Origin of the sequence: Cellvibrio sp. QJXJ, from assembly GCF_024452345.1 — a bacterium.
GTDB lineage: Bacteria > Pseudomonadota > Gammaproteobacteria > Pseudomonadales > Cellvibrionaceae > Cellvibrio.
Genome location: NZ_CP101662.1, coordinates 2,466,023 through 2,480,849, shown reverse-complemented (window position 1 = coordinate 2,480,849; position 14,827 = coordinate 2,466,023). Strand labels below are relative to the sequence as shown.

Sequence of the window (14,827 nt, the reverse complement as noted above, 5' to 3'; positions counted from 1 at the left end):
GGTGGGTGATGTTTGGCTAGACTGATTTATTACTTTAAGCTGCGCGGCAATTGTGCCCTATTTACCGAGGAAAAACCCATGCTGAATGAAAACAACCTGATCTGGATCGATCTGGAAATGACCGGCCTCAACCCGGATACCGACGTGATTATCGAAATCGCCACCATCGTCACCGACGCCGACCTCAACATCCTCGCCGAAGGCCCCGTATTCGCCATCCATCAGCCTGACAGCATCATGTTAAATATGGATGAATGGAACACCAACCAACACGGTAAATCCGGCCTTACCCAGCGCGTGCGCGAGAGTAAAATCAGTATTGAACAAGCGGAAGCAGAAACCATTAAATTCCTGGAGCAGTGGGTACCCAAAGGTAAATCGCCCATCAGCGGAAACTCCATCTGCCAGGACCGCCGCTTTTTAGTGCGCGGCATGCCCAAGCTGGAAGATTATTTCCACTACCGCAATCTGGATGTCAGCACCGTAAAAGAATTAGCCCGCCGCTGGCGGCCGGATGTGATTGCCGGCGTGAAAAAATCCGGTGCGCATTTGGCATTGGATGATATTAAGGATTCGATTGCGGAGCTGCAGCATTATCGGGCTACGTTTTTTAAGATGGAGTGAATTAAATTGCGGTAAAACAAAGGCGACTTTTGGGTCGCCTTCTGGATAAGTCATTTTGTTTCTTCTTGAAGATCTGTAATTAATTCTTTCGCTGATTTTTTTTCTAGGGCATCTCTCTTTGTTTTTAATTTCTCAATAAGATAATGATTTGCTAGATCAAACTCAGCAAAAATTGTACCCCATGTTTTCACATATCCTTTGATTTTGTCATTTTTTACGCTAAATACTAGACCTGGTTCATTGTTTGCCTCAGCGGTTTCAAGTGCTGTTTTTATCTCAAAATCTTTCTCGGAAATTTTCCGGCCGACTAATATTATTTCAAATTTATATTTTTCAAGCGAAAATCCGACATGCTCTGAGATTATTCTTGCGTAATCTTTTATCTGTTTAAGGTGTTTTTCATTTAATGCAATTCCAGGGCGTTTAATTTCAATTATTGTGCATTGAAGATACTGTTCATTTCTGCTGTTAAAAGAAATATTTTTTCTCGCTAGGAAAATGTCTACTTGTCGGCGAACGCCCTCGATGTTAAGTCCATCATTGATGTCTGAAGGGGCAATGTCATTGTCGTCAATCGTGTCGATATTTTTTATGTGGCTTCTTAGCTCTAAAGAGATTTTTTTGAAGTCGTCTTCCTCCGCTCCCAATAAAGCATATTTGTTGCCGAATAACCATGTGTTACTTTCTATTATTTCCTGAAGGTCAGGTGTTTCTCGTACCTCTTTATAATGCTTGACCATTAGTTCGCGAAGTTTATGAATTGCGATCTCCCGCTTTTGCAGTGTTTCTATTGTACTTATTATGTTTTCCAGTGATGCGTTCTTAATCTGTTTTGACAGCAAATTTATTTGCTCTTCATTAAGGTTAAGGATGTCATTTAAAATTTCGAATATTGTGTCGTTTTCATTCGATACCAATATTTTATCAATTAGCGCTATAAGAATTTTTAGTGGCTTTTCTTTGATGCTTGTAAATAGAGATGGATCGGTAAGATATATTTCACGTATAAATAGTTTAGTGTTTTTCTTTCTCCATGTGGCATCACTATTGCTGAGGTTTTTATACTTTGGGAAGTATCCTTTAGAATCAAATTCATCTATTTTTTTATCTACGAAATCGCGTAAAAATTGTTTATAAATATCACCACTCAAATCTTGAATTATTTTTCTGAGTTTTCTGAATTCAGGTGATGATAGAGTTGCATGTGGGTTCTCGCTAAAATTCAACGAAGAGTCATGCTTGTCAAAATTATTTAACCAAGTGGATCTGGCGTACGTGCTAAGGTGAAAGTTTGGTTTTTTGTTAAAGCTACTCAACTCCCTGTATAAAACTCTTCCTTCATTGTTAACAATATAATTATAAGACTTTTCGTCGCCCGGTTTGTGTGTCCACAGTATTAAGTCAACTTGGAATGCTATTCCATCAATATCTATTACTTTTTCAACTGATTTATTTTCAGGTATTTCTATTTGCTCGCCATTAATGGTCAGTTTTCTATCTGGATTGAGCACTAATCTCCAACCAAAGTAGCTTTCAAGCCGCCTTTTAATTGTGGTCAACTCAGGCAGGTTTTTGTGAAAGTTTTTCAGGACTACGCATGAGCCTGATTTCATGCTGGATAATGACGCATGCTGCATTTCTGGAGTTATTTCTTCCGCAACAAAATTTCTTAAACTTGCACTATCTATAGTTATTTTAGATTCGGATTTTTCACATTTTGCATACCATACGGCATTGGCACAAAGTAGGTGAAATGCAAGCCTACCTTTTCCGTGCGCACCCTGTTGATCATCATCTCCTTGTTTAATTGACTCATTGAATCTCGAAAAATGCATATCACATTTATCAATATCAATGCCTGTACCGTTATCAAGCACAGTTATAGCCTCTAATCCATGGGCGGCATTGCGTTCAATTGTAACCTCCACATTTGTTGCGGAAGCATCAAATCCATTGGCAATCAACTCAATGATTGATTGAAATGGGTCTGTCTCCCATTTTTTAAAATGCTTTTTTATTCCTTGGTGAGTGATATCTGCCGTACCACGAATGATATTTTTATCCATTAATTAATCCATATTTCAGTCTAAGCAGGTTTTTATTGCTAACCATCGCTGGTTTCTGTTGGTCGTATTAAAGACTATTGCAGAGTTTCTTGCTAGCTGGAATTAAGCTTGAGTGCTTGTGTTGAGGAGCGTCGCTTCATTCCGGTAGGTCGTTGCTGTTCTCTTTATTGTTTTTCTTGTGGAAAAAACTCTCCTCTAGCTGCTGTTGTGTGTCAGCGGTAAGGAGTTTATGTATATTGACTTTTCCCGCTTTCCCTTCTGAAAATTTTAATGCCTCTTCAAGTCCCTGTTTGATGCTGGAAAAAGCCTTGTTTGGTTTTGTTTCCATTCGCATATCTCCCAAAAGTTACGGCGGCTTGCTTCGCTAAGCGCGCCTTACGGTGAGTATTTTGGCTGAGCAAGATTATCATTAAAGCTTATGAAAGTGGGATTATGCGACATTACTCATAATGCTCACGCTCCAAAAACCTGAAACCCGCTCTTGCCATTTTTTTTCACTTGATACATCGCGTCGTCGGCATTTTGTAATAGTTGAGCCAGGTCATTGCCGTGTTGGGGGTAGATGCTGATGCCGATGCTGGCGCCCAGGTGGTAGTGGTTTTTATTGATTTCCACTGGCGTGCAGCATTGTTGGAGGATTTTGTTAGCGACTTGTTTGACTTGCTCTTCGGTTTCCAATTGAGTGGCGATAACCACAAATTCATCGCCGCCCATGCGGGCGCAAATATCGGTGCTGCGGGTGTGTTCGACTAAACGTTTGGCGATAACTTTTAATACTTCGTCGCCGACGTGATGACCGGCGCTGTCGTTAATCGGTTTGAAGTTATCCAGATCAATGTAAAAAACCGCGAGCATTTGATGCGGGCGGAGGGCGAGAACTAATGCTTGTTCAAACAGGGTGGTCATGTAGCGCTGGTTGTTCAAGCCGGTGAGTGGGTCGTGATACGCGAGTTCCAGCGCGTTGCGCTCTGCCTCCAATAAGCGTTTTTGAAATTGCAGTAATACCGCTGAAATTAAACACAGGTATTCCAGTAGTACCAGTGTGGTGCCCAATAAAAAACCAGGCACTTGCCAGAAGTCGGTAAAGCGTAACAGGGGGTAAGTGAGCCAGTGAATACCCAGCAGTAAACAAATAATACTGGTGATGTGCATAATGCGGTGTGGAATATTGTCGCGCTCGCGATAACAAATATAGGCGAGTAAAAATAATGCGGCAGCGTTAATAATGCCAAAGCCTAGCGAAAATAAAATCCGGTTTGATTCTGCTAAAAAAGTGATGGTTAGCCACAAAAAACCGCACGCAATAAACAACAAATAAGGGCGCATTAAATGGCGAAGGTTTAGAAATTGAAATGCGCCAATTAATAAAAAACATTTTTCCAGCAAGATAAAAAATGCATAAATGTGATCGATATTTTCTGCTGGCAGTAGTTGCGGAAGTATTAGAAGGCTGAGGCGTGCGCTCATGCCAAATAAAATGGCAATAGCCCAGCAACCAGCGCCGGGGCTGGTGCGCGGAATCGTGCTCAACCATGCCAGTAATATCACAAACACAAAATAGATGGTCGAGCCGATGACATTGACCGTGTCGAGCAGCGCCATGATGTGCCCTGCTATTCGTAAGGACTGTGAGGTGAGAGTTATTATACTTCGCCTAAATCATCTTTCTTATACTCTCCAATCATGTACCCACTTGCGCTGATACCCAATGGCTATGTCATAGCCAGTGTTGCGCATAAAAAAACGCCGCCCGATGGTTGTGGGGCGGCGTTTTGTGGGTGCAAATACTGGACGGAATTAGACGTTAAACAAAAAGTGCAGTACGTCACCGTCTTTTACTACGTATTCCTTGCCTTCTTTGCGTGACTTGCCGGCGTTTTTTGCGCCCTGTTCGCCTTTGTACTGAACAAAGTCTTCGTAAGCGATGGTTTCGGCACGGATAAAACCTTTTTCAAAGTCGGTGTGAATTACACCTGCGGCTTGGGGGGCGGTGGCGCCGATAGGAATGGTCCAGGCGCGCACTTCTTTTACCCCGGCGGTGAAGTAAGTTTGCAGTCCGAGTAACTGGTAGCCAGCGCGAATTACGCGGTTCAGGCCTGGCTCTTCCATGCCCATTTCGGCGAGGAATTCTTTTTTGTCGTCGCCTTCCAGTTCTGCGATATCGGCTTCCAGTTTGTTGCAAATCGGCACTACCACGGATTTTTCTTCTTCCGCGATTTTGCGCACCACATCCAAATGCGGATTATTTTCAAAACCATTTTCCGCCACGTTGGCGATATACATAGTTGGCTTGAGGGTGAGCAGGTTGATCTCTTTCAGCATCGCCACTTCTTCTTTGTCGAGCGGGAAGGAGCGCAGCGGTTTGGCTTCGTTCAAATGTGGCTGTACTTTTTCCAACAGCGCTTTGATCGCCATGGCGTGTTTGTCACCGCCTTTGGCCGATTTGGCGTAGCGATTGATGGCTTTATCCACGGCTTCGAGGTCGGCGAGTGCGAGTTCAGTATTGATAACTTCAATATCCGCAGCCGGGTTTACGCCGTTGGCTACGTGAATCACGTTGTCGTCATCAAAGCAGCGCACGACGTGGGCGATGGCATCGGTCTCGCGGATGTTAGCGAGGAATTTATTGCCCAGGCCTTCACCTTTGGATGCGCCCGCGACAATCCCGGCGATATCGATAAATTCCATGGTAGTGGGAACAATGCGCTCGGGTTTCACGATTTCAGCGAGTTTGTCCTGGCGAGGATCGGGCACTACTACGATACCGGCGTTGGGTTCGATGGTGCAGAAGGGAAAGTTTTCCGCGCTGATACCGGCATTGGTCAATGCATTAAAGAGTGTTGATTTGCCGACGTTGGGCAGGCCGACTATGCCGCAGTTAAAACCCATGGTGTGTGTCCACTATAAATATAAGAAAGAAAAAGGAGCCGCAAAAAGCATGGTAAGAAAGTTGCGCGATTATATAGGCTCGCGCCCGCTATAGACAGGTCAGGTTTTTTGAGGCTCGCTTTTTTTAGGATCGGTATGCAGGTTTTTCATCGCCGTATTCCAATCCCCCTTGAGGGCATCGGGTAGGCAGTGGATTGCGCGGTTGATCGCCTCATCAGTCAGTTCCTGCTCGGCGGCTGGGGCGCGTTTGAGTACAAAGTTAGCAACTTGCGCGGCAACGCCGGGGTGGCCAATACCCAGACGAAGACGCGGAAAATTGGGGTTATTGCCGAGTACGGCGATGATATCGCGCAGGCCGTTGTGACCACCGTGGCCACCACCCTGTTTAAAACGCGCTACGCCGGGTGCGAGATCCAGTTCGTCGTGTGCTACCAGAATGGCAGCCGGTTCTATTTTGAAAAAATTCGCCAGTGTCCCCACTGCCTGCCCGCTGCGGTTCATGTAAGTGGTGGGAATCAATAAGCGCAAATCGCGCCCTTGGTAGTTGACGCGTGCTGTCAGGCCAAAATATTTACTGTCGGTATTGAGTGTGGCGCCGAGTTTACGGGCCAATTCGATCACAAAATCCTGCCCTGCATTGTGGCGAGTGCGGTCGTATTCGCTGCCCGGGTTGCCGAGGCCGACAATTAATTGAATCTCGTTGGTCATGGTTGAACCTTGATTTTAAATGGGATTCGCCAGCGGCGTTTAGGAACTATGCGGCGCGCATTGTCGCTGTAATGGCAGGCAAAAAAAAGGCCGGATCCGAAGATCCAGCCCTTTTCAGCAGCGGTAAAAAAGCAATTACGCTTCTTCGCCTTCTGCACCACCTTTCGGCTTCTGAATGGTTGCAACAGCCAGGTTGTGGTCTGCGCCTTTTTGCAGGTCAGCAGAAACAACGCCAGCAGGCAGTTTCAGGTCAGAAATATGGATGATGGTGCCAACTTCAGCATCAGCCAAGTCTACTTCAATAAACTCTGGCAACTGGTGTGGGAAGCAGATGATGTCCAATTGGGTAAGGTTGTGAACCACTTTGCCGCCTTGGATTTTCACGCCTTTAGAACCAGCTTCATTGATGAAGTGCAGAGGTACGTGAGTGTGTACCTTGGTTGACTTGTCAATGCGCAGGAAGTCCAGGTGCAGAACCACTGGCTTGGATGGGTGACGCTGTACATCTTTCAGGATCACATCTTGCGCAGCACCATCAACATTCAGGCTGATGATGTGCGAGTAAAATGCTTCGTGTTCCAAGTGCTTCATCAATTCGTTTTCAGAAACTGAAACGCTGATTGGCGCTACGTTACCGCCGTAAATTACCGCAGGAACTTGTTTTGCCAAACGACGCAGGCGGCGGCTCGCACCTTTCCCCAAATCGTTACGGGCTGTTGCATCTAATTTAAAGTCTTCAGACATGATTACGTCCTCAATTTTCCGTGTAGATCCGCGACCAGAATCTACCGGGTTTCAGTAACCGTACAACACTATGTTGTACGGTGGTTTACCAGGTGCCGTGTCTGCTAAGTATTAGCGAAACATGGCACTCAGGGATTCTTCATTGCTCAAGCGGCGCACCGCTTCGGCGAGCATTCTTGATAGGGTCAAGCTGCGAATGCGCGGGCAGTTTTTAGCCGCTTCGCTGAGCGGGATGGAGTCGGCAACGACCAACTGATCCAGCTCGGAATTGTTCAGGTTTTCAATCGCCTTGCCCGATAGCACCGGGTGAGTACAGTAGGCCACCACTTTTTTGGCGCCTTGGGCTTTCAGTGCTTTGGCGGCGCTGCACAGGGTGCCGGCGGTGTCGATAATGTCGTCTACCAACAGGCAGGTGCGGCCATCGACTTCACCGATAATATGCATAACTTCGGCGACGTTGGCGCGCGGGCGACGTTTATCGATAATCGCCAGGTCAATGCCCAATTGTTTGGCTACCGCACGGGCGCGTACTACGCCGCCGATGTCAGGGGATACCACAATCAGGTCTTCAAATTTTTGTGCTTCTATATCTTCCAGCAATACGGGTGAGCCGTAGACGTTATCAACAGGAACATCAAAGAAGCCCTGGATTTGTTCGGCGTGCAGGTCAACGGTAAGCACACGGTCAACACCTACACCCACCATCATGTCAGCCACTACTTTGGCGGTGATAGGCACGCGCGCGGAACGTACGCGGCGATCCTGGCGGGCATAACCGAAGTAGGGGACCACAGCGGTGATGCGGCCAGCGGAGGCGCGACGCAATGCGTCGACCATTACAATCAATTCCATCAGGTTATCGTTAGTGGGCGCGCAGGTGGGTTGCACCACAAATACATCGCGACCACGCACGTTATCGTGCAGCTCCACCGCAATTTCACCATCGGAAAATTGCGACACGGAAACATTGCCAAGCGGCATGCCCAGGTGATCAACAATTTTTTTGGCGAGGTCAATGTTTGCGTTGCCGGTAAAGACCATTAAGTCAGTCACGTCAGATACCTTTTGGTGATTGCTGGGGTGATTGTTGGTGCTTGAATGCCAGAGCCGATACTTTCTGTCTATAAAAAGTCTGTCAGTAAAAAGTCTTTCTGCGCAAAACAGAGTTTTTTACCCTAGGAAATCCTGGCCAAATTGGCAATTTCGACTGGATAAAAGGAGAAGTTTTTGAATGATCATGATGAGAAATAGATGGCAGGGGCGGAAGGACTCGAACCTACGAATGGCGGGATCAAAACCCGCTGCCTTACCACTTGGCGACGCCCCTGTTGTACTTGATTAGTTTGGCGGAAGCAGTTTGTAGAGCGGTGATTGATTTACACCTTGTGCTACAAAACCGGGCAGATCGCTGGGCAATAATGCCTGCACTTGCTGTGCTTTTTCTGCCGACTCAAAGCTTGCAAAAACGCATGCTCCGGTTCCCGTCATTCTCGCGTTACGATCAAATTTCTGTAGCCAAATGAGTGCTTTATCTACCTGGTGGTAGAGCTTTCTCACTAGGGCTTCGCAGTCATTTTTACCGCCCCGCTCAAGGAAGGCCGCCACTTTAATGGCCGACGTATCTCTTGTCAAATCTTTATGTAAAAAAATTTCTGCAGTGGATACATGGCAGTCAGGTTGCACAACCAAAAACCATTTTGGCTGCATTTTAATAGGCTCAAGTGCTTCGCCAACCCCTTCGGCCCATGCGGTTTGCGCATTGATAAAAACGGGAACATCGGCACCGAGTTGTAAACCGATTGTTTGCAGCTGGTTTTTGGTGAGCCCGCAATTCCATAAATGATTGAGAGCGACAAGAGTTGTGGCTGCATTACTGCTACCACCGCCAATACCGCCGCCCATGGGCAGGCGTTTTTGCAATTGGATATCTACACCGGCCGCTGCGCTTTTATAGGCTTCGAGTTTACGCACGGCTTTGATAATTAAATTTTGCTCGAAGGCGACACCAGGCAACTCGGGCGAGAGGGTGATTTGGCCATCGCTGCGGGTGTTAAAGGTCATTTCATCGCCGTAATCGAGCAATTGAAACAGCGTTTGCAGGTTGTGATAACCATCGGCGCGGCGGCCGGTGATATGCAAAAACAAGTTGAGTTTGGCGGGGGATAACAGCGTCAAGCTATTCATAAATCAAATCCAATGGCATTTATGGGCGGCTTAGTTGCCCAGCTGCCAATCGCGAATTACCAGAATCAGGCGGACATCGTCATGTTCTGCAGTGATTTTGCCGGGCAGGGAAAAGGTTTGGTCGCGGTGGTTGTAGTTTTTGTAGTTGTTATAGGTGATGGACCAGCCGCCCTGCTGGAGTTGTGCGATCAGCCCGGACTCATTTTGTTGCAAGTGGGTGATGCGTTGTTTGGGGGCGGGAACACCGCGCACCCAGTAGGTGAGTTGCGCTACCGGTAGTGTCCAGCCCGCCGCTTCTTTAATAAGCGACTCGGCACTTTTAGCTTCCAGTGTGTCGCTGCCGGTTTGTTCGAGGCGCACCTTACCGGGGGTGCCGGTAATAATCATCCGCTTTTGGCCGAGTGGGCCACTGAGGTTGATTTGGTAATCAGCGAGTTGTTGGACCCACTTGAGCGAGGCGCTGCCGCTTTCGTCCGGGGTGCGAATACCCAGCTTGCCGTTCAGTTCCCAGTGGGTGATGCGCTGTAATTGCTGCTGGTGGGCGACCAGATCCGGCGGTGGTGCAAATGTTCCGCGCTGGGTGCAGCCGCTGATGGTCGCTAATAGCAGCAGGCAGATAAAACAGCGTTGCATCATAAATCGGCCTTCAGGCGGTTGAGTGTTTCGCGGATGGTGGCGTTGTCGGGCTCCAGCTGTTGTGCTTCGCGCCAGACGCGGCGCGCTTCTTCTGTCTCGCCTGTCACCCACAGCACTTCGCCCAAGTGCGCGCCAATCTCAGCATTGGGCGATGCCTCATAAGCTTGGCGCAGGTGGCTCAGCGCTTCCGGGTATTTGCCGGTGCGATAGTAGAGCCAGCCCATGGAGTCGATAATCGCTGCATCATCTGGTTTCAGGCGCAATGCTTTTTCCAGCAGCTCATAGGCTTCACTGTAGCGCTGGGTGCGGTCCGCGAGTATGTAGCCGAGCGAGTTAAGTGCGGCCACGTTGTCGCTGTCTTGTTTGAGGATCTGACGCAAGTCGCGCTCGGTGGCGGGCAGGCGTTGGCGTTCGTTGTTGAGCATGGCGCGAGCAAACAGCAGGCGCGTGCTGCTGGGGAAGCTGGTCAGTCCGTCGCTAAGTACTTGCTCGGCTTGGGTCAAATAGTTGTGTTTGATGAGTGTTTGGCCGTGCAATACATACAGAGCTTCACTTTGATCGGGAAAGCGCAAGCGCACGCGATTCATGTGCTGCTCGGCGCTCAGGAAGTCCTCCAGTCGGGCAAAAATATCCAGCAACTGCAGGGTGGCCGAGAGGAAATCATTGCCGCTATTTACTTGCAGGTAGTGGATGATCGCCTCTTGCAGGTCGTTGCGCGCTTCCGCCATCCGCCCTAAATAATAGTGGGCGGCTGCTATATGTTGATCGCGATCCAGTAATTCCTCGAAGCTGGCGCGCGCGGTATCCAGATCGCGGCGCTCCAGGGCAATAATGCCCAGGGAGAGCAACATATCGCCATTGCCCGGCAATTGCTGGCTGAGGATCGCGAACTGTTCCTGCGCCAGAGTCATATCATGGTGGGTCAGGATGCGCGCGTATTGTTGGCGCAGGCTGGTATTTTCCGGATAGAACTCCAGCAGGTTTGCCATTTTGGCAATCGCTTCCTGATCGCGCTTGAGTTGGTGCAGCAGGTTCGCTTCCAAAATAGCCGCGGGGATACTGCGCGGGTGCAGCTTCAGGGTTTTGTGAACCTGTTGCATGGCCGCGTCATAGTCGCCGCTTTGTTGTAGCAATATCCCGGTGCCGACCAGCAGTTGCTCATCTTCAGGGTGCTGCTCCAATTCGTGCGCAAAATCCTCCAGCAATTTCGTCCGGGCCGCATCGTCAACACTGGCGGCGCTGGCGGCGATATTTTGAAACAGTGGCTCTCCACCTTCATCCAGCAGGCGGCGTGAAAACTCAAAAGCTTCACGTAATTGCCCGAGTTGCAGGTGTGCCAGTGACGCGTTGGCCAGTGCATCCTGGTTGTGGGGGGCGGCATTCGTCCACAGCTTGGCCATTTCCAATGCGGTGGAATAATCGTTCAGGTAGCGCGCGATCAGTGTGGCGCGCTCCGCCACTTGCGGGTCACGGGTTTCACGCGCCTGCTGCACATAGTTGCCCAGTGCCAGATCATATTGCGCCCGACTACCGGCAATTTCAGCTGTGAGTAGTGAATAAAGTGTCTCGGTCGGGAAGGGGCGGGCGGGGATCTGAACGCGCACCTCCGCTGCCGGCGCGCTTGGCTCAGGTGTCTGATCTACGGCGGCAACGGTGCGACTGGCGGGCAGGCTGCAGCCACTCAATACCCAGTAGAGGGTCATGCTCGACAGTATCAGCGGGCGGTGTTTGATCATGTTCGACCAGTAGCGGGAGTGAAAGTGCGCCGTAAATGGGGGGCGCGGCTGGACATGATAAACGGGCGACTGGCTTATAAAAAGGGGACAGTTGTCATTAATCGTTAAGTGGGGGTATTCGGTGTGTCGGCGGAGGCTCAGAGCAATCCACCGCGTAGCGCGAGTTGTGGTTCAGCTTGCAGGCGGGTGCGGGTACGTAAATAGGTTTGTTGGATCAGGTGTGCATCCACGCTCGCGCGGTGGCGGCGCGCCCCATGTTCTTTTGCCAGCTTCTTTTTGGTGGCATCCCAAATCAGCAGTTGGGCTTCGCTGGCAATCATTTCTATTGGGCTGAGGTGGAAGAGAGGCTGGATGCACCCCGCAAAAAACAGGCAGTTAAGCCAGGCGCTATCGTGGGTCCAGGCATCGCTGTAGGCCGTTATCTCACCCAGAAACTGATTCAGCTCCGTGCATACCTGTCGCGCTGGTTTGCCGCGCCCGCAGAGCACATCGCGGCTGATACCATGCATCGCCTCTGCGTCGCTTGACCAGTGCTGCCACTCATCCTGCGGTTTTATTAGCGCACAGTAGCGCTCGCCATTGGCCTTGATTACCCCGATTTCAATAGGGTAACTGCGGGAGCCAAAGCCGGAGGCTTCAATGTCGATAATGGTTGGGCAGGGGTGATGGCGCATAAAGAATCCTTTGAGTGCATTTCAGTATAGGGTGTGTCTTGTGATCTTCCTGCAAAAAATAGCCAGTGTTTATGACGGGATTATCCGCTTGCCTCTTGTCACGCCAAGCTGCGAACCCGACAATACCGCCCTAAATCACAACTAGCGCCTTCGATGACCCTGTTAGCCTTTGGCATAAACCATACCACTGCACCTCTTGCCCTGCGCGAGCGGGTTGCCTTTGCGCCGGAAAACCTGCAGTCCGCACTGCAGGAGGCCTGTGCGCAGGCGGGTTTAACCGAAGTGGCGATCCTCTCTACCTGCAATCGCACGGAGATTTATGCCACCAGTGAGAGTGACGCCCAGGCGATTCAGCAGTGGTTGGTCGCCCATACCGCGATAGAAGCGGCCGACCTGGCGAATAGCTACTACTGCTATGAGGATCACAACGCGGTGCGCCATATGATGAAAGTGGCCGGTGGTCTGGATTCGCTAGTGCTGGGTGAACCGCAAATTTTGGGCCAAATGAAGTCAGCTTTTGCGGTGGCGAAAGAAGCAGGCACCCTCGGCGCGGAATTACATGCGACCTTCCAGCAGGTTTTTAATATCGCCAAGCGGGTGCGTACCGAAACCGCGATTGGTGAAAACCCGGTGTCAGTGGCTTACGCCGCGGTAAGTTTGGCGCAGCAGATTTTCTCTAATTTAAAGCAGGATACGGCGCTGCTGATCGGTGCGGGCGAAACCATCGAGTTGGTGGCGCGTCATTTGGTGGAGCAGGGCATCAAACATATTATTGTCGCCAACCGCACCTTGGATCGCGCCCAGCGCCTCGCGCGGGAATTTAACGGTGAGGCGATTTTGCTGGCGGATATCCCCGAACATTTGCAGCGTGCGGATATCGTCATCTCCTCCACTGCCAGCCAATTGCCCTTATTAGGCAAGGGGGCGGTGGAATCTGCCCTGAAAAAGCGCAAACACAAGCCCATGTTTATGCTCGACATTGCTGTACCGCGCGATATCGAAGAGCAGGTTGGTGAGCTCGACGATGTGTATCTTTACACCGTGGATGATTTGCACGCGGTGATTGATGAAAACAAAAAATCCCGCGTTGCCGCTGCTGATCAAGCGGAAGATATTATCAGCGAGGGAGTGGAGCAATTTTTGCGTCACCAGCGCGCGCTCACAGCGGTAGGAACGGTAAAAGCCTATCGCCAAAAAGCGGAGCAGCTGCGCGATATGGAGTTGCAAAAAGCGCTGCGCAGTTTGCAAAGTGGCGCCAATGCCGAGCAGGTGCTGCAGCAATTTGCACGCAACCTCACCAACAAATTAATTCACTCGCCCACCACCGTATTAAAAGAGGCGAGTGCCAGTTCGCGTCACCATGTATTGCAGGTGGCGCACGAGTTGTTTGACTTGTCGTTAGGCTCTGAATTCCCAAACGCGTCTGAAGAATCTGTTAACCCCGCTGCCGACAAAAGCAGCGATGCAAGTGAGCCATAATGAAAGCGTCTATTTTAGAAAAACTGGATCGCCTTAAAGAGCGCTACGAAGAAGTCAGTGCCATGTTGTCGGAAGCGGACATCATCAATAACCAAAACCGATTCCGCGATCTCTCCAAAGAGTACGCCGAGTTAGAGCCGGTGGTGCAAGGCTATCAAAATTATTTAAATCTGCTTGCCAATATCGAAGAAGCCAAACACCTGCTGGTGGACGGCGATGACGATATGAAAGAAATGGCCGAGGAAGAGTTAAAAGATTGCGAAGCGCAACTTGAGCCGATGCAGCTGGAATTGCAAAAACTGCTGCTGCCCAAAGATCCGAATGACGAAAAAAATTGTTATCTGGAAATTCGCGCTGGCACTGGTGGTGATGAAGCGGCAATTTTCTCTGGCGATTTATTCCGTATGTATTCGCGCTATGCTGAAACGCAAGGCTGGCGAGTGGAAGTGCTCAGCCAGAACGAAGGTGAACACGGGGGCTTTAAAGAAATTATTACGCTGGTAAGCGGGCAGGGCGTGTATTCAAAATTAAAATTTGAATCGGGCGCACACCGGGTACAACGTGTGCCGGAAACTGAATCCCAAGGTCGTATCCATACCTCCGCTTGCACTGTGGCAGTGATGCCGGAAGCGGATGAAATGGAAGAGATCAATATCAACAAAGCCGATTTGCGCATAGATACTTTCCGCGCGTCCGGTGCAGGTGGTCAGCACGTTAATAAAACCGATTCGGCGATTCGTATTGTGCATTTGCCGACTGGCTTGGTTATTGAGTGTCAGGATGAGCGTTCGCAGCATAAAAACCGCGCGCGTGCGATGAGTTTGCTCGCCACCAAATTAAAAACCATGCAGGAAGATGCTGCGCATAAATCACTCTCCGATGAGCGCCGCAATCTGGTCGGCTCCGGTGATCGCTCCGAACGTATTCGCACTTACAACTATCCGCAAGGGCGCGTGACCGACCATCGCATTAACCTCACGCTTTATTCGTTGGATGCGATTATGCAGGGCGATCTCGATCCGGTGGTCGGGCCGCTGGCAAATGAATATCAAGCCGATCAATTAGCGGCGATTGCGGATTAATGATT

14 protein-coding genes and 1 tRNA gene are annotated in these 14,827 nt (G+C 49.6%); 3 read left to right on the top strand and 12 right to left on the bottom strand.

The window, feature by feature from the left end; translation table 11 throughout:
• Positions 1-78 precede the first annotated feature (78 nt).
• Positions 79-624: an oligoribonuclease gene (gene orn / locus NNX04_RS10715; protein WP_151054276.1), complete on the top strand. Its 546-nt coding sequence runs from the start codon at positions 79-81 to the stop codon at positions 622-624.
• A 50-nt stretch (positions 625-674) separates the two neighbouring features.
• Here the strand turns inward: orn and NNX04_RS10710 are convergent, their stop codons facing one another.
• The 12 genes from NNX04_RS10710 to NNX04_RS10655 form a co-directional block, all read right to left on the bottom strand.
• A complete protein-coding gene (locus NNX04_RS10710; protein ID WP_261945758.1) occupies positions 675-2,690 on the bottom strand; it encodes an ATP-binding protein in 2,016 nt (671 codons plus the stop codon).
• Positions 2,691-2,826: 136 nt separating this feature from the next.
• On the bottom strand, positions 2,827-3,018 hold the full coding sequence (locus NNX04_RS10705) for a hypothetical protein (protein WP_261945757.1): 192 nt from the start codon (positions 3,016-3,018) through the stop codon (positions 2,827-2,829).
• 125 nt (positions 3,019-3,143) lie between these two features.
• Positions 3,144-4,292 (bottom strand): GGDEF domain-containing protein, encoded by a 1,149-nt coding sequence (locus tag NNX04_RS10700; protein WP_261945756.1) that lies wholly within the window; start codon positions 4,290-4,292, stop codon positions 3,144-3,146.
• Between the two features lie 195 nt (positions 4,293-4,487).
• Positions 4,488-5,579, bottom strand: coding sequence for a redox-regulated ATPase YchF (gene ychF, locus NNX04_RS10695; RefSeq protein ID WP_007644634.1), 1,092 nt, complete (start codon positions 5,577-5,579; stop codon positions 4,488-4,490).
• 99 nt (positions 5,580-5,678) lie between these two features.
• On the bottom strand, positions 5,679-6,287 hold the full coding sequence (gene pth / locus NNX04_RS10690; protein WP_261945755.1) for an aminoacyl-tRNA hydrolase: 609 nt from the start codon (positions 6,285-6,287) through the stop codon (positions 5,679-5,681).
• Between the two features lie 135 nt (positions 6,288-6,422).
• Positions 6,423-7,031 carry a 50S ribosomal protein L25/general stress protein Ctc gene (locus NNX04_RS10685; RefSeq protein ID WP_007644639.1) on the bottom strand — a complete coding sequence of 203 codons (609 nt, stop codon included), beginning with the start codon at positions 7,029-7,031 and terminating at the stop codon, positions 6,423-6,425.
• 111 nt (positions 7,032-7,142) lie between these two features.
• On the bottom strand, positions 7,143-8,072 hold the full coding sequence (locus NNX04_RS10680) for a ribose-phosphate pyrophosphokinase (protein ID WP_441303069.1): 930 nt from the start codon (positions 8,070-8,072) through the stop codon (positions 7,143-7,145).
• 211 nt (positions 8,073-8,283) lie between these two features.
• Positions 8,284-8,358, bottom strand: a tRNA-Gln gene (locus NNX04_RS10675).
• Between the two features lie 11 nt (positions 8,359-8,369).
• The gene (gene ispE / locus NNX04_RS10670; RefSeq protein ID WP_261945753.1) at positions 8,370-9,215 is read right to left on the bottom strand and encodes a 4-(cytidine 5'-diphospho)-2-C-methyl-D-erythritol kinase; all 846 of its coding nucleotides are present in this window, start codon (positions 9,213-9,215) and stop codon (positions 8,370-8,372) included.
• Positions 9,216-9,245: 30 nt separating this feature from the next.
• The gene (gene lolB / locus NNX04_RS10665; RefSeq protein ID WP_261945752.1) at positions 9,246-9,851 is read right to left on the bottom strand and encodes a lipoprotein insertase outer membrane protein LolB; all 606 of its coding nucleotides are present in this window, start codon (positions 9,849-9,851) and stop codon (positions 9,246-9,248) included.
• Positions 9,848-11,587, bottom strand: coding sequence for a tetratricopeptide repeat protein (locus NNX04_RS10660; protein ID WP_261945751.1), 1,740 nt, complete (start codon positions 11,585-11,587; stop codon positions 9,848-9,850). Before NNX04_RS10660 ends, lolB begins: the two co-directional genes overlap by 4 nt.
• A gap of 137 nt (positions 11,588-11,724) precedes the next feature.
• Positions 11,725-12,261 (bottom strand): hypothetical protein, encoded by a 537-nt coding sequence (locus tag NNX04_RS10655; RefSeq protein WP_261945750.1) that lies wholly within the window; start codon positions 12,259-12,261, stop codon positions 11,725-11,727.
• Positions 12,262-12,414: 153 nt separating this feature from the next.
• On the opposite strand from NNX04_RS10655, the gene hemA reads away from it, so the two are divergent.
• Both hemA and prfA read left to right on the top strand, forming a co-directional pair.
• Positions 12,415-13,740 (top strand): glutamyl-tRNA reductase, encoded by a 1,326-nt coding sequence (hemA, locus tag NNX04_RS10650; protein ID WP_261945749.1) that lies wholly within the window; start codon positions 12,415-12,417, stop codon positions 13,738-13,740.
• Positions 13,740-14,822: a peptide chain release factor 1 gene (gene prfA / locus NNX04_RS10645; protein ID WP_007644649.1), complete on the top strand. Its 1,083-nt coding sequence runs from the start codon at positions 13,740-13,742 to the stop codon at positions 14,820-14,822. Before hemA ends, prfA begins: the two co-directional genes overlap by 1 nt.
• Positions 14,823-14,827: the final 5 nt, after the last annotated feature.

Excerpts from the sequence above, each read along its gene's own strand:
- orn (WP_151054276.1), top strand. The coding sequence starts at position 79 with ATGCTGAATGAAAACAACCTGATCTGGATCGATCTGGAAATGACCGGC.
- NNX04_RS10710 (WP_261945758.1), bottom strand. The coding sequence starts at position 2,690 with ATGGATAAAAATATCATTCGTGGTACGGCAGATATCACTCACCAAGGA.
- NNX04_RS10705 (WP_261945757.1), bottom strand. The coding sequence starts at position 3,018 with ATGGAAACAAAACCAAACAAGGCTTTTTCCAGCATCAAACAGGGACTT.
- NNX04_RS10700 (WP_261945756.1), bottom strand. The coding sequence starts at position 4,292 with ATGGCGCTGCTCGACACGGTCAATGTCATCGGCTCGACCATCTATTTT.
- ychF (WP_007644634.1), bottom strand. The coding sequence starts at position 5,579 with ATGGGTTTTAACTGCGGCATAGTCGGCCTGCCCAACGTCGGCAAATCA.
- pth (WP_261945755.1), bottom strand. The coding sequence starts at position 6,287 with ATGACCAACGAGATTCAATTAATTGTCGGCCTCGGCAACCCGGGCAGC.
- NNX04_RS10685 (WP_007644639.1), bottom strand. The coding sequence starts at position 7,031 with ATGTCTGAAGACTTTAAATTAGATGCAACAGCCCGTAACGATTTGGGG.
- NNX04_RS10680 (WP_441303069.1), bottom strand. The coding sequence starts at position 8,072 with ATGGTCTTTACCGGCAACGCAAACATTGACCTCGCCAAAAAAATTGTT.
- ispE (WP_261945753.1), bottom strand. The coding sequence starts at position 9,215 with ATGAATAGCTTGACGCTGTTATCCCCCGCCAAACTCAACTTGTTTTTG.
- lolB (WP_261945752.1), bottom strand. The coding sequence starts at position 9,851 with ATGATGCAACGCTGTTTTATCTGCCTGCTGCTATTAGCGACCATCAGC.
- NNX04_RS10660 (WP_261945751.1), bottom strand. The coding sequence starts at position 11,587 with ATGATCAAACACCGCCCGCTGATACTGTCGAGCATGACCCTCTACTGG.
- NNX04_RS10655 (WP_261945750.1), bottom strand. The coding sequence starts at position 12,261 with ATGCGCCATCACCCCTGCCCAACCATTATCGACATTGAAGCCTCCGGC.
- hemA (WP_261945749.1), top strand. The coding sequence starts at position 12,415 with ATGACCCTGTTAGCCTTTGGCATAAACCATACCACTGCACCTCTTGCC.
- prfA (WP_007644649.1), top strand. The coding sequence starts at position 13,740 with ATGAAAGCGTCTATTTTAGAAAAACTGGATCGCCTTAAAGAGCGCTAC.